This is a genomic window from Tepidimonas sp. (genome assembly GCF_029335975.1).
In the GTDB taxonomy this organism is placed as follows: domain Bacteria; phylum Pseudomonadota; class Gammaproteobacteria; order Burkholderiales; family Burkholderiaceae_C; genus Tepidimonas.
On record NZ_JARJMT020000072.1, the window covers coordinates 1 to 13,874 of the forward strand.

At 64.7% G+C, this 13,874-nt stretch carries 16 protein-coding genes and 1 pseudogene; 14 read left to right on the forward strand and 3 right to left on the reverse strand.

Annotated features, from left to right (window positions below; genetic code table 11):
* The 3 genes and pseudogenes from P3W97_RS03900 to P3W97_RS03910 form a co-directional block, all read left to right on the forward strand.
* Positions 1-513 (forward strand): annotated as a pseudogene (locus P3W97_RS03900) (flagellar biosynthesis protein FlhF); the annotation flags it as partial.
* A complete protein-coding gene (locus P3W97_RS03905; protein ID WP_300843961.1) occupies positions 506-1,135 on the forward strand; it encodes a hypothetical protein in 630 nt (209 codons plus the stop codon). The pseudogene P3W97_RS03900 and the gene P3W97_RS03905, both read left to right, overlap by 8 nt.
* Positions 1,136-1,185: 50 nt before the next feature.
* Positions 1,186-1,905 (forward strand): RNA polymerase sigma factor FliA, encoded by a 720-nt coding sequence (locus P3W97_RS03910; protein ID WP_300843963.1) that lies wholly within the window; start codon positions 1,186-1,188, stop codon positions 1,903-1,905.
* 19 nt (positions 1,906-1,924) lie between these two features.
* Here P3W97_RS03910 and P3W97_RS03915 read toward each other — a convergent pair whose 3' ends face one another.
* From P3W97_RS03915 to flgA, 3 genes are all read right to left on the reverse strand, one after another.
* The gene (locus P3W97_RS03915) at positions 1,925-2,302 is read right to left on the reverse strand and encodes a hypothetical protein (RefSeq protein ID WP_300843965.1); all 378 of its coding nucleotides are present in this window, start codon (positions 2,300-2,302) and stop codon (positions 1,925-1,927) included.
* A gap of 9 nt (positions 2,303-2,311) precedes the next feature.
* Positions 2,312-2,650, reverse strand: coding sequence for a flagellar biosynthesis anti-sigma factor FlgM (flgM, locus tag P3W97_RS03920; RefSeq protein WP_300843967.1), 339 nt, complete (start codon positions 2,648-2,650; stop codon positions 2,312-2,314).
* A 93-nt stretch (positions 2,651-2,743) separates the two neighbouring features.
* Positions 2,744-3,508 carry a flagellar basal body P-ring formation chaperone FlgA gene (flgA, locus tag P3W97_RS03925; protein ID WP_300843969.1) on the reverse strand — a complete coding sequence of 255 codons (765 nt, stop codon included), beginning with the start codon at positions 3,506-3,508 and terminating at the stop codon, positions 2,744-2,746.
* Between the two features lie 195 nt (positions 3,509-3,703).
* Between flgA and flgB the strand changes: the two genes are divergently transcribed.
* From flgB to P3W97_RS03980, 11 genes are read left to right on the forward strand one after another with little or no spacing between them, the layout of a single operon-like run.
* Positions 3,704-4,135: a flagellar basal body rod protein FlgB gene (flgB, locus tag P3W97_RS03930; RefSeq protein ID WP_300843971.1), complete on the forward strand. Its 432-nt coding sequence runs from the start codon at positions 3,704-3,706 to the stop codon at positions 4,133-4,135.
* Positions 4,136-4,148: 13 nt separating this feature from the next.
* The gene (flgC, locus tag P3W97_RS03935; protein ID WP_300843973.1) at positions 4,149-4,553 is read left to right on the forward strand and encodes a flagellar basal body rod protein FlgC; all 405 of its coding nucleotides are present in this window, start codon (positions 4,149-4,151) and stop codon (positions 4,551-4,553) included.
* Positions 4,554-4,578: 25 nt separating this feature from the next.
* The gene (locus P3W97_RS03940; RefSeq protein ID WP_300843975.1) at positions 4,579-5,232 is read left to right on the forward strand and encodes a flagellar hook capping FlgD N-terminal domain-containing protein; all 654 of its coding nucleotides are present in this window, start codon (positions 4,579-4,581) and stop codon (positions 5,230-5,232) included.
* A 33-nt stretch (positions 5,233-5,265) separates the two neighbouring features.
* The gene (gene flgE, locus P3W97_RS03945) at positions 5,266-6,567 is read left to right on the forward strand and encodes a flagellar hook protein FlgE (protein ID WP_300843978.1); all 1,302 of its coding nucleotides are present in this window, start codon (positions 5,266-5,268) and stop codon (positions 6,565-6,567) included.
* An 18-nt stretch (positions 6,568-6,585) separates the two neighbouring features.
* Entirely contained in the window at positions 6,586-7,326 is a 741-nt protein-coding gene (gene flgF / locus P3W97_RS03950; protein ID WP_300843980.1) for a flagellar basal-body rod protein FlgF, read from the forward strand.
* 39 nt (positions 7,327-7,365) lie between these two features.
* Complete coding sequence (flgG, locus tag P3W97_RS03955; RefSeq protein WP_300843982.1) at positions 7,366-8,142, forward strand: flagellar basal-body rod protein FlgG; 777 nt, start codon at positions 7,366-7,368, stop codon at positions 8,140-8,142.
* A 28-nt stretch (positions 8,143-8,170) separates the two neighbouring features.
* Positions 8,171-8,860 (forward strand): flagellar basal body L-ring protein FlgH, encoded by a 690-nt coding sequence (locus P3W97_RS03960; RefSeq protein ID WP_300843984.1) that lies wholly within the window; start codon positions 8,171-8,173, stop codon positions 8,858-8,860.
* A gap of 35 nt (positions 8,861-8,895) precedes the next feature.
* Complete coding sequence (locus P3W97_RS03965) at positions 8,896-10,023, forward strand: flagellar basal body P-ring protein FlgI (RefSeq protein ID WP_300843986.1); 1,128 nt, start codon at positions 8,896-8,898, stop codon at positions 10,021-10,023.
* Between the two features lies 1 nt (position 10,024).
* Positions 10,025-10,918 carry a flagellar assembly peptidoglycan hydrolase FlgJ gene (flgJ, locus tag P3W97_RS03970; RefSeq protein WP_300843988.1) on the forward strand — a complete coding sequence of 298 codons (894 nt, stop codon included), beginning with the start codon at positions 10,025-10,027 and terminating at the stop codon, positions 10,916-10,918.
* A gap of 18 nt (positions 10,919-10,936) precedes the next feature.
* Positions 10,937-12,886, forward strand: a complete 1,950-nt coding sequence (gene flgK, locus P3W97_RS03975) for a flagellar hook-associated protein FlgK (protein WP_300843990.1) — start codon at positions 10,937-10,939, stop codon at positions 12,884-12,886.
* 11 nt (positions 12,887-12,897) lie between these two features.
* On the forward strand, positions 12,898-13,866 hold the full coding sequence (locus P3W97_RS03980) for a flagellin (protein ID WP_300843992.1): 969 nt from the start codon (positions 12,898-12,900) through the stop codon (positions 13,864-13,866).
* The last annotated feature ends 8 nt before the right edge of the window (positions 13,867-13,874 follow it).

Sequence of the window (13,874 nt, forward strand, 5' to 3'; positions counted from 1 at the left end):
ATGCTGGGGGTGGTTGCGCACCAGGCGCATGACCGTGCCGCGCTGCAGGACCTGCTCGAACTGCTGGCCAACAAGCGCATGGTGATCATCGATACCGCCGGTCTGGGTCAGAAAGACCCCCGCATTCAGGAGATGATGGCCTTGCTGCAAGCGCCGCAGATCCGCAAGCTGTTGGTGGTCAATGCCGGCAGTCATGGCGACACACTCGATGAGGTGTTCCAAGCCTATCGGGAGACCCCGCTGCACGGCGTGATTCTGTCCAAGCTGGATGAGGCCGCCAAGCTGGGGCCTGCCGTGGATGCGCTGATTCGCCACCAGGTCGTGCTGCGTGGCCTGAGCACTGGCCAGCGTGTGCCGGAAGACTGGCAGCGCCCAGATGCCGCTGCCCTGGTGCGTATGTCCATGGGCGGGCATGGCAAGTCGGCGTTCGACCCCACGGCGGCGGAGCTGTCTTTCTTCTTTGCGGATCCGATACACACGGGCTGGCAGCCCGAAGGGGCTGCACATGCTTGAGCCCGTGCACGACCAGGCTGCTGGCCTGCTGGCGTGGAACCTGCAGCCCCCCACCCGCGTGCTGGCGGTGGTGGCGACCGAGCGGGGCTCGGCCTCGCTGGAGTTGTTGTGGCGCCTGCGCCAGGGGTGCGAGGCGATCGGGGTGGCGGCCGCCGTGGTCGAGGGGCCGCCCGGCACATGGCCCGAGGACCATGCGCAGGCGGGCAGCGTCTGGCTGTGGCACGCGCCAGCCGGCACCACCGTATCCTGGTGGCCTGCAGAAGGGGGGCGGCCGCTCGTGGCGTTGACCGCCCAGCCTGCTGCGCTGGTATCCGCCTACCGCGCCCTCAAGGTCTTGCGACAGGCCGGATTGCAGCCCGTCGTGGTGGCCCTGCCTGATGAGATGGAAAGCCGAGAAGACAGGGCTGGCGGTCGCGCGCCGGCGCCGTTGAATGCGGCGCTGTCCGCGTTACAGCGCACCTGTCACACCCACCTGGCATGGATACCAGCCGCGTGGCGGCTGGGGTATCATGAGCAACCATCGGCCAAGCCAGAAGGGGAGGCGGTGCTGTACAAGATACTGGACGCTGCATGGACGCTGGATGTCCCTGGCGGCGCAGAGGATGGACGGCGGCCATGCTGATGTCCTGCCCGGTAGCACCGCCCCGGCCGATTCGACCGTCGGAGTTGTTGATGTATACGCCCAAGGGCACGCTCGATCGAGATGCGCAGTTGCGGCAATACGCGCCTCTGGTGCATCGGCTGGCCCACTTGATGATTGCGCGTCTGCCGGCCAGCGTCGAGATCGATGACCTCATCCAGGTGGGCATGATCGGTCTGACCGAGGCGCTGGCCCGCTACGAGCCATCCATGGGGGTGCAGTTCGAAACGTTTGCCAGCCAGCGCATCCGTGGAGCGATGCTCGATGAGTTGCGCGATGCGGACTGGATGTCGCGCGGCTCGCGCAAGTTGCAAAAAGACATCGAGGCGGCCATCCATCGGCTCGAGCAGCGCCTGCAGCGCCCGCCCAAAGAATCCGAGATCGCACAAGAGTTGGGCATGTCGCTGGCCGACTACCACGACACCCTGGCCCGCATGCGCGGGACGCAGCTCGTCTACCTGGAGGATTTGGGCGGCCGCAGCGAAGAGGATGAGGGATTTTTGGATCGCTTCTTGCCCGACGACGGTGAACACAACCCGGAGAACATCCTGGCCGACCAGCGCATGCGCGCGGCGCTCGTCGAGGCGATTGGCAAGCTGCCCGAGCGCGAGCAGTATGTGATGAGCATGTACTACGAGCACGACATGAATCTGAAAGAGATCGCCGCCGTGCTGGGGGTGACCGAGTCGCGGGTCAGCCAACTCCATTCACAGGCGGTTGCCCGCCTGCGCGCCCGCCTGCGTGAGCATTGACCCGGGCGGCGGCCAGGGGTCAGCCGTAGCCGCCCACGCCAGTACGGCCAGGGTGCTGTCGCCCCAAGCGGGTGTAGGCTTGCAGATCGTCTTGAGGCAGCAATTGCGCCAAGGCGTGACGCGATGCACCCGACAGTCGGGCCTGCAGGTCATTTAGGGTTTGCAGCCGCTGGCCGATATCGGCCAGCAAAATCGCCACATCCGCGGGGCGGTGGGCGGGCGCATGCGACTGTATCATCGGCCGAACCGCCAAAAACGCTTGTGCCAAGTCGGCGCAAGCGGCTGCCCAGGCATCCGCATCCAGCTCACCAGCGGCATGCCGTGTCAGCAATTGCAAGGTCTGATCGATTCGATCACGCAATCCTTCGAGGGCGGATCTCCAGTCAGCATCGGCCATGGGGCGCCATCAACCGGAACGGCGCGCCCCGGATGCAGCCACGCCGAGCAGTTCGCGGGCGCTGCTGAGCATCTTATCGGCAATCGCCTCGGCATTCACCGAAAAACTGCCGTTTTGGATTGCCGCGCGCATGGCCTCTACCTTGGCGGCATCGAAGCTGTCGGTACCAGACCGCGCCACACCGTTGGTCATGGCTTGCGTGACCGGGGAAAACTTGACGCTGGCGCTGGCCGCCTCGGTAGGCGTCGGCACATTGCGGGTCGCGGGCGAACTCACCCCCTCCGCGGTGCGCTTGGGCACCGGAGTCGGTAGGCCGAACTTGGATTCAGGCGAGTTATTGACTTTCATGGCACTCTCCAGACCCCGCACCGGAGGTCTTCTGAGAGCGTTATCGACAGGCTGAGCGCGGACTTTACCCCTTTTTGAAAAGTTTGTGGGGATTTACAAGGGAACCGAGACCGTCTGGGCGTCCAGCACGGTGCCGGTCAGTACCCGACGGTTGGTCAGCCGCACCCGCACAGGTCCGCCCACGCGGGCTTCGCCCAGGGCTTCGCCGGTGGTGGTGACGGCAAAGCCTGGCCCTTCAATCCGTACCCGCACCACACTGCCTACACCCATGGCGGGGGGCGTGCGCACCAACCCGCTGCGCAGCACCTGTCCGGCAGCCAGTCCGCGGACCGCTTCACGCCCCACCCAGTCTTGGGGCGCGACCAGCACGCTGTCGCGGTGGGCGGTCCATTCCACTTCAGTGGATTCGGCGTGCTGGGCGGTCAGCGTCTCGCCACGCGCCACTGGGCGCCGCAGCACCCAGCCGGGTCCCCAGACGCGCACATAAATCGGCAGAAAGACGTTCCATGCCACTGGCCCGTCGGTGCAACGCAGCCCGATGCGGCTTCGGCCCCACAACCGGGTGCCGGGGGGCAGATGGGGTTCCACCCGCTGGCAGGGGGCCAAGCGCAGGCGGCTGTCCAGGGTGCCCACTTCGATCTCTGCCCGCAGCGGCACGGGCAGGGCACCCTCGCGCAGTTGATCCCTTACCTCGCCGTTGAGCCATTGGCCGATTTGCGCTCGCCACGGGGCGGAGCCCAATTCCGCCGCGGCGGGCGGCGGGGTCTGCCCGTGTGCCAGGCCAGCGCCCCACCACACGGCGGTCGCCAAGCCGGCTGCCATCGCTTGCCGCCAGCGTGTAGGGGAGGATAGGGCCAAGCAGATCACAGACCCACTGTAGACCAACGGCCCCCGCGCAATCGCCCGAAATGCGCAGCCCTGTGGGCGCTTATTGCGGCTTTGTGCGCCCTCAAGTTTTTGACAATGCGCTCAACGAACGACGGGATCGCGACACCGCCCGGATCCTCCTTCGGATGCACGTTCATTTTCGTCACGCCAACCGCCGAGGCCGCTATGTTGAACCGACTGACCGAGCGTATGGACCTGCTGGGACAGGCGCTGCAGTTGCGTGCCTATCGCCAGCAGGTCATCGCGAGCAATATCGCCAATGCGGAAACCCCGGGCTATGTCGCACGGGATTTTGACTTTCGCTCCGCCCTGCAAGCGGCGCGCGCTGCCACACAGCGTTCGTCCCCGTCGGCCAGCGACGCGCTGGCGGGCAGCCATCCGCGGCATCTGCGCACGATGGTGCACAGTGCTGCAGGCGTGATCGACCGAGCCAAGCTGGCCTATACCGTGCAGACCCAGCCATCGCTGGACCAAAACAGCGTGGATCTGGATCAGCAGCGGGCCAACTTCGTCGATAACGCGGTGCAGTATGAATCGACGCTGCGCTTCATCAACGGGCATGTCAAGACCATGCTCAGCGCCATCCAAGGCCAGTGATCTGGAGGTTGCCATGTCGATGTTTCGCATCTTCGATGTCTCGGGTAGCGCGATCAGTGCCCAGGCCCAGCGCCTCAATACCGTGGCCAGCAATCTGGCCAATGCCGACGCGGTAGCCGGCCCCGACGGGCAGGCTTACAAGGCGCGGCAGGTGGTGTTCCAGATCGTGCCGATGGGCGAGCCCGCGACGGCGGGAGTCAAAGTCAAGACGGTGGTGGAAAGCGAAGCGCCCAACCGCCGCGTCTACAACCCGCACCATCCCAGCGCCGATGCGCAGGGCTATGTGACCTACTCCAACGTCAATCCGGTGGAGGAGATGGTTCAAATGATCGCCACCGCGCGCTCGTATCAAAACAATGTCGAGGTGATGAACACCGCCAAGTCGCTGTTGTTGAAGACCCTGCAGATGGGGCAGTGACGCTTTACATCCAAGGACAGACGCCATGTTCATGACCCCTTTGAGCAGCAGCGAAATCGACGCCTACAACGACCGCGGCGGCACGCGCGCCGAGCAAGCCGACCCCAAGGCTGCGCAGGAGCGGTTTCTCAAGCTCTTCGTCGCTCAACTCAACAATCAGGATCCGCTCAACCCATTGGACAATGCCCAGATGACCACCCAGATGGCGCAGATCAATCAAGTGGTGGGTCTGCAGCAGGTCAACGAGACGCTCAAGAGCCTGGCCGCGCAGTTTGGCATGGTCAGCGGCATTCAAGGCGCCCAGCTCGTGGGCCGCGAGGTGGCGAGCGAAGGCAACGGCATGGTCGTAGCCGACGGCAAGGCGCGCGGCGTATTCAACCTGGCCGGCGCCGCTGACCGCGTGAATGTCGAGATTCTGAGCAGCGCCGGCGAGGTGCTGGGCACTGTTGATTTGGGCGGCCGCGGGGCGGGACTGCAGACGTTCGAGTGGCCGCTCGGAACCGTGGATCCGAGCCGCGTGGCCACGCTGCGTGTGACGGCTACGGGCGGCGGGCAGTCCATCGCAGCCACCCCACTGGCGCTGCACAAGGTGCAGTCCGTGGGCGTGGTCGAGGGTGCGTTGCGCCTGCGCACGGACGGTGGTACCCTGGCTTATGACCAGGTCCTGGCCTTTCTTTGATCCCTTAGTTGATTGCCCGACGAGGAGCACACCATGAGTTTCGGAACCGGTTTGTCTGGATTGAATGCCGCCAGCAAGAACCTCGATGTCATCGGCCACAACATCGCCAACGCCAATACCACCGGGATGAAGGCTGGCCGGGCGGAGTTTGCCGAGGTGTATGCTGCCAGCATTGGTGCCAGCGGCGGCAGTAATGGCGGGATTGGTGTGAGTGTTGCCAATGTGGCGCAGCTTTTTACCCAGGGTAATATCAAGATTACCGGCAACAACCTCGATATGGCCATCAATGGGGATGGGTTTTTCAAGGTGACTCTGACTGATGGGTCGACGGCTTATACCCGTAATGGTGAATTCAAGTTGGATAAGGATGGTTACATTGTGACCAACAATGGGGCGCGCCTTCAGGGTTATCAAACGGACATCTTGGGTAAGCCGATCTCGGTGGTGACCAGCGATTTGAAGCTGCCAACGGGTGGGATCATTGAGCCCAGGCCCACTGGGGTTAATCCGGCAATGAACTCGGATGAAGGTATTTTTATAACAGCCAATTTGGATGCGGCTGCGCCGGGGCAGAATACTGGGATGCCCGTTTCTCCAATAGCCGATACCTTGAAGACTTACGGAACTTCACTCAATGTCTATGATCAACAGGGTGTTGCTATTCCAGTGCAAATTTATTTCGTTAAAGACGATTCGACGCCGAATACGTGGCACGTCTTGGCTGAAATGACAGATACTGGCGGAACGACCACTGGTCTGGGTTCAGGGACGATCACATTTGGGCCGGACGGCAAGCCCACGGCGGCGCCGCCGATTACATTTACCATTCCGGCCAATGCATACAATGGAACTGCGCCATCTGCGGCTTTGACGAATGTTCCGATAAAATTTGGTGACGGCACGGCGAACTATCCCTATACGCTGACTCAATACGGATCGAAATTCTCGGTGTTCGATCTTCGGCAGGATGGATATTCAGCTGGAGAGCTGACGTCGATCAGCATTGCGGAGGATGGAAAGATCACTGCGCGTTATTCCAATGGAGAATCGCAAGTAAATGGGCAGGTGATGTTGACACGATTTCGCAATGTGCAGGGATTGGAGCCCATCAATGGCGGTTATTGGCAGAAGACAGCATCGTCTGGCGACCCGATCGAGGGGCAGCCACAATCCGGCCGCTTCGGCCTAATCCGCTCCGGTGCCCTGGAAGAGTCCAATGTCGACTTGACGCAGGAGTTGGTCAACATGATCGTGGCGCAGCGGCATTACCAGGCCAATGCGCAGACGATCAAGACGCAGGACCAGGTGCAGCAGACCCTGGTCAATCTGCGCTGAGGTCGCGAGGGGTAAGTCATGGACCGCGTCATCTACACCACGCTGTCCGGGGCGTCCGCGGCGATGCAGCGGCATCAGGTCATCGCGCACAACCTGGCCAACGTCACCACCACCGGCTTTCGGGCGGAACTCTCGACATTTCGCGCGGTGCCCTTGCGGGGCGAGGGCACGACGACCCGGGTGCATGCGTTGGAGGCGACGCCGGGCTACCTGGACAAGGTGGGGCCGATGCAAAACACCGGGCGTGCGCTGGATGTGGCCGCGGTCGGCCATGCGTTTTTCGCCATCCAGGCCCTGGATGGCACCGAGGCCTACACCCGGGCCGGCGCGCTGCAGGTGAATGCGCAGGGCAACCTGGTCGGCTTCAATGGCCTGCCGATGCTGGGCACAGGGGGCGCGCCGCTCACCATCCCCGAGGGGGCGCAGGTCCGCATCGGGCGCGACGGCACCGTCACCGCCAAGGTCGGCGAGCAGGCCCCGCAGGAGGTCGGACGCCTGAAGCTGGTGACCCCGGAGGCGGGCCAAAAATTGGTGCGTGGCGAGGACGGGCTATTCCGGGGCGGCGACGGTCAGCCCCTGCCGGCCGACCCAAACGCCTCGCTGGTTGATGGCATGCTGGAGGGCTCCAATGTCGACCCCATCCAGGCCATGGTGGACATGATCGCAGCCACGCGCCAGTACGAAGCGCAAATGCGGATGTTGCAAAACGCCGAGAAAAACGATCAGAGCGCCGCACAGTTGCTCAGCCTCAACGCCTAAAAGCCCGCTCGCCCATTCCTTTGAACCGGAGAGACCGCCATGATCAATTCGCTGCACATCGCCAAGACGGGCATGCAGGCCCAGCAGACGCAGCTGGATGTCATCTCGCACAACTTGGCCAATGTGGCCACCGCCGGCTTCAAGCGCAGCACGGCGCTGTTCGAGGACCTGATCTATCAAAACCTGCGGCAAGTGGGCGGCAACGCTGCCGAGAATGCTGAACTGCCCACAGGGCTGCAAATCGGTTTGGGGGTGCGCACCGTGGCTACGGCCCGGACTTATACCCAGGGCAATCTGCAGCAAACCGACAACAATCTGGACGTGGCGATCAATGGCAACGGGTTTTTTCGCATCACCCTGCCTGACGGCAGCACCGCTTACACGCGCGATGGCAGCTTCAAGCTCAATGCCGAGGGGCAGTTGGTGACCAACCAGGGGTATCCATTGGCCGACGCTGTCCAGGTGCCGCCCAATGCCCGTTCCTTGACCATTGGCAAGGACGGCACGGTGACCGCTACCGTGGGCGACGCCGTGCAGACCATCGGGCAGATCACGCTAGCGCAATTCATCAACCCCGCCGGGCTGGAGCCGACCGGACAAAACCTGTTTCGCGAGTCGCCGGTCTCGGGTGCGCCCATCGAAGGGCCCCCGGGGGCGGACGGTTTTGGGCAGACGCTGCAAGGCTATCTGGAGAGTTCCAACGTCAACGTCGTGCAGGAGCTGGTCAACATGATCCAGACGCAGCGTGCCTACGAGCTCAACTCCAAGGCCGTGACCACCTCCGACCAGATGCTGCAGCGCTTGACGCAGCTGTGATCCCTGTACCCGACATCGGAGCCCTGCGATGAACGCCGCCCGCCGCTTGCTTGCCGTCGCCGCCGCCACCCTGTTGGGCGGTTGCGCATCGCTGTCCCAGATTCCGGATGTGGATCTGGCCAAGCCGCCCGAAGACGGTATTCGCTACCCGCAGGCGCGGCCGGCCGCAGCCGAGGTGCCCAACGGCTCGCTCTACACTGCGGTGGCTTACCGGCCCGGCTTCGAGGATCACCGTGCGCGCATGCCGGGTGATGTGTTGACCATCCAGATCACCGAATCGCTGACCGCCTCGCAAAGCGCCAAGACCGATGTCAAGCGCGACAGCAGCCTCGGGGCCAGCGTTTCGGCCTTTCCGTTTGCCCCCGCCTCCATCCTGGGCGATCTGACCGCGGGTGCCAAGTCCGGCAATACCTTCAAGGGCGACGGCAAGACCGAGGCCAGCAACGCCTTTCGCGGCTCCATCACTGCGGTGGTCACCGAGGTGCTGCCCAATGGCCACTTGGTCGTCATCGGCGAAAAGCAGATCGGGGTGAACCAAGCGGTGGATGTGCTGCAGTTCAGCGGCACGGTGGATCCGCGCGCCATCCAGCCCGGCAACGTCGTGCCCAGCACCCAGGTGGCCAATGTGCGCGTGCTCTCGCGCGGCCGCGGGGCGCCAGCCGATGCGCAGACATTTGGCTGGTTAGCCCGGTTCTTTTTAACGCTTTTGCCGTTCTAAAGTTTTTCCACAATCGGTTCACGAGGTGACATGCGATGAACCGATGGACGTTTCTCCCCCGTGGGCTGCTGGCCGCCATGACCATCATGGCCGCCTGGGCCCTGATGCCGGCCCCGGCGCAAGCCACGCGCGTCAAGGACGTGGCGGCGGTGCAGGGTGTGCGCAGCAACCAATTGGTCGGCTACGGCCTGGTGGTGGGCTTGGACGGTACGGGCGACGGCAACAATGCCTACACCACCCGCAGCCTCGCCAACTTCATGCAGCAAATGGGCATCAGCCTGCCGCCGGGCGTGACGGCACAACCAAAAAACGTGGCCGCGGTGCTGGTGACCGCTGAGCTGCCAGCCTTCGCCCGCCCTGGGCAGACTATCGATGTGACGGTATCGTCGGTGGGCAGCGCCAAGTCGCTGCGCGGCGGCACGCTGATCCAAACCCCGCTGCGCGGGGCGGATGGCCAGGTCTATGCGCTGGCCCAGGGCAATCTGGTCGTGGCCGGCGCTGGCGCATCCGCCGGGGGCAGCAGTGTCACGGTCAACCACCTCAACGCCGGGCGCATCCCCAACGGGGCGCTGGTGGAGCGCAGCGTACCGACCCCACTGTTACTGGGTGAATCGGTGACGCTGGTGCTACAAGCCGACGATTTTCAGACCGCTGCCCGCGTGGCCACGGCAATCAACCGCGCCATCGGCGACGCCACCGCGCAGGCGCTGGACGGCCGCACGGTGCAGGTGCGCGCCCCGCGCGACCCCAATGAGCGCGTGGCGTTTCTGGCCAGCCTGGAGGATTTGCCGCTGGAGTTGACCACACCGAGCGCGCGCGTCGTCTTCAACGCCCGCACCGGCTCGGTGGTGCTCAACCAGGCGGTCAAGCTCGCGCCGGCAGCCATCGCGCACGGCAATCTCTCCATCAGCATCAGCTCCACACCTCAGGTCAGCCAGCCGCCGCCGCTGGCGCCTGCGGGCGCGCAGACCGTCGTCACCGAAAAAGCTGACATCCAAATTCAGCAAGACGGCGGCAAGGTCATCGAGGTGGAGGCCTCCGCCCAACTGGCGGATGTGGTGCGCGCGCTCAACAAGCTGGGTGCCACGCCGCAGGATTTGCTCGCCATCCTGCAGGCGCTCAAGGCGGCCGGGGCGCTGAAAGCCGAGCTGGAGGTGATCTGAGATGGTGGCCGATGTGCGCTTTACGCTCGGGGCCGATGCCGCGCGCGGGCTGGCGGCGGATGCCCGCAGCCTCGACGCCCTCAAAAGTGCCGCCGGCCGCGACCCGAAAGCGGCGCTGAAGGAGACCGCCCGCCAGTTCGAGGCGCTGTTCATGCGCGAACTGCTCAAGTCCATGCGCGAGGCGACGATGAAAAGCGGCCTGATGGACAGCGAAGGCAGCGACCTGGGTACGGACCTGCTCGATGAGCAGTGGGCCGTCAAGATGACCGGCTTGCCGGGGGGCTTGAGCGAGATGATCGAGCGCCAGTTGCAGCAGCAGATCGACCCCGCTGCGCGGCCGCGCGCGGCTGATGGCACTGCTGCGCCTGCGACCGCCGCTGCGGCGCCGACCCCCAGCGCTGGGGCGGCGCCGCACCCGACGGCGCGGCAGGCTGCGTTCGTCGAGCAGCACCGCAGCGTGGCGCAGCAGGTGCAGCGCGAAACGGGCATCCCGGCCGCCTTCATGATCGGCCAGGCGGCCCACGAGACCGGCTGGGGCCGCAGCGAGATCCGCACCGCCGACGGCGGCAACTCGCACAACCTGTTCGGCATCAAAGCGGGTCCGGGCTGGACCGGCAAGGTCGCCGAAATCACCACCACCGAGTATGTGGATGGTCAGCCGCGCAAGATGGTGCAGCGCTTTCGCGCCTACGACAGCTACGCCGATGCATTTCGCGACTACGCGCGGTTGATCACCGGTAGCCCGCGCTACCAGGCGGTGCTGCGCAATCTGCACTCGCCGCAGGGGTTTGCCCAGCAACTGCAGCAGGCCGGCTACGCCACCGATCCGCAGTATGCGGCCAAGCTGACCCGCGTCATCAACACCACGCTGCAATTGCAGCGGGCGTTGGCCTGAAGGGGATAGGAGGCTGGCATGAGCGCCCTCAACATCGCCACGCGCGCCCTGACCACCAACCAGGCCGTGCTGCAGGTCATCGGCCACAACATCGCCAACGCCAACACCGAGGGCTACACGCGCCAACGCGTAGAGCTCAACTCGGTGCCCGGCCAGCAGCTGGGCAGCGGCTATTTTGGCAAGGGGGTGCAGATCGAGACGGTGGCTCGGGTAGGCTATGACGCATTTTTGACGCGGGAGTCCAACCTCACCCGTGCCACTGCGGCTGCCGACCAGGCGCGTTTGCAATATTTGCAGGGCGTCGAGTCGCTCTTTCCGCTGGGCGAGGGCAGCCTGGGCAAACAGCTCAACGATGCGCTCAATGCTTGGACCGACGTGGCCTCCAGCCCCAACGACAGTGCCGCACGGCAGGTGGTGCTGGACCAGTTCGATGCGCTGGCCGCGCGCATCCGGGACGGCGCAGCGCGCATCGACGACATTGCCACCGGCGCGCGCCTGCAGGCCACCGAGATGACCAAGGAGATCAACCGGTTGGCGCAGGCGATCGCCGGCATCAACGGCAGCATCGCGCGCGTCCAGGGCACGGGCGCCAGCCCCAACGATCTGCTCGACCAGCGCGACCGCCTGATCGCTCAGCTCAATGAGCAGGTGCAGGTGACCACGCTGCGCGCCGACGATGGCACGCTGTCGGTATTCGTGGCCGGCAGCTTGCCGCTGGCGCTGGGCAACCGAGCCGCGGAGCTGCGTGTCGCACGCGCCGACCTCGATGGTGATCGCCAGATTCAGTTGCAGTTTGTGCAAGGGGCAAGCGCCTACGATGTGCCAGCCGAGTTCGTCAGCGGAGGCAAACTCAAAGGCCTGTTGGATTTCGTCAACCGCGACGTCATCCGCACCCAGGCCGAACTGGGCCGCATGGCGCTGGCGCTGGCGACGACGGTGAATCGGCAGCAGCAAAGCGGCCTGAATCTGCTCGGCTTGGGCGGGACGGATTTGCTGGCCTTCGACACCCTGGCAGGCAAGCCGGCGGCCAGCAACACAGGCAGTGGCAGCGTTACGGCCGCCGTTTTGGATCCCACGGCGCTCAGAGCCGACGACTACATCCTGGAGTTCACCAGCGCCACCGATGCGCGCATTCGGCGGGGCGCCGATGGATGGTACTGGAACGGGGCCGGCTGGCAAGCCAACCCGGCCGCGGCGGTGACGGTCAACGGCTATACCCTGGAAGGCATGACGCTCAGCCAAAGCGGTGCGCCCGCTGCCGGTGACCGTATCGTCCTGTCCCCCGGGGCCACGGCTGCCCGCTCCCTGCGCATGGCGTTGTCGCGGCCGGCAGAGCTGGCGGCGGCTGGTCGCCTGTCCCTCTCCTTGGGGACACCCAACACCGGCAACGCCACCATCGAAGCCGTCACGGCCACCGTCACGGCGGGCTCGTGGGCCATGCCAGCGTTGCCGGCCAACCTCACATTCACCGCACCGAATACCTTTGCCCTGGCGGGTTTTGCGCCCGCGTCCGTGACTTATACGCCGGGCGAACCCATGACCTTTACCTACACCTCGGGCGCCAATACGGTAGAGGTGAAGATCGCGCTGCGCGGCCAGCCCAACGGGGGTGATGTCTTTACGCTCCAAAACACGCCATCTGCGGGGGTAGCGTTCAACGGCAGCAATGCCCAAGCCATGCTGGCTCTGCGCGATCAGGTCATGTTCGATGGCAGTGTCAAGCTGTCGGAGGGCTATGTGGCCGTTTTCTCCAATCTCGCCTCGCGCGTCAACGAAGCCCAGTCGCGTGCCAGCTTCTCCAAGGCGCAGGCCGACGACGCCGAACGGCGTCGCGCGAATCAGGCTGGCGTTAATCTGGATGAGGAGGCAGCGCGCTTGCTGCAGTTTCAACAGGCGTATCAGGCCTCTGCCAAATACCTGCAGACCGTGCAGTCCATCTTCGACACGCTGATCAGCACCTTCCGTTGACGAGGCCCACCATGACAGCCGTTTTCCGCGTGGCCACAGCCTATAGCTACGACAGTACCATCAATCGGCTGCAGCAGCGCGGCGCGCAGCTGGCCGAGGCACAGGATCAGCTCTCCTCCGGCAAGCGCGTGCGCCGCATCAGCGACGACCCGACGGCCGCCGCCTTGGCCGAGCGCGAGCAGGCCCGCATGCAGCGCATCCAGTCCGATCAGCGTGCCCTGGAGGCCGCGCGGCGCAATATCGAACTCGCAGAAAGCACGCTGGGGACGGTGAATGATCTCTACCTTCGCGCCAAGGAACTGATCGTGCGGGGTGGCAACGGCGTGCTCAACGCCAATGACCGCAACACGCTCGCGGACGAGCTCGAAGGCCTGCGCGAGCGCATCTTGGCGCTGTCCAACACGCAGGACACCCTGGGCCGCCCGCTGTTCATGGGCCAGGGAATGATCAGCGCGGGTGCACAGCCATTTGTGGAGAGTGCCGTTGCTCCGGCCCCCCAAACCTATGGCAACGACAACCGGATCGTGCAGTGGCAGGGGCTCGCAGGCCAAAGTGCGCCGACCGAGACTTCCTTGCCCCATGTGCTCGATGGTGAGCGGATCTTCGGCCCCTCGGGAACGCAGGCCAACGACAGCATCTGGGAAACGCTCGATCGCGCCATCATCGCGCTCAGAAACAACGGATTGTCGCCAGCCCAATTGGCTGGCGAACTGGGCCAGGCCAACGCCAACCTGGGCGTTCGCTTGGATGCCGTGCTCGCTGCACGTGGGCAGTTGGGTGACTGGCTCAATCGGGCCGATGCGGTGCAGGCGGCGCTCAAGGCGCGCGAGGACTACCACATCGAGCAGCAGTCCGAACTCACCGACTTGGACATGGTCGAGGCCATCTCGCGCTTTCAGACCCAGCAGTTGGCCTACCAGGCCGGTTTGTCCTCGTATGCGCAGGTGCAGCGGCTGTCGCTGTTCCAGTATTTGGCCTGAAGCCGCTC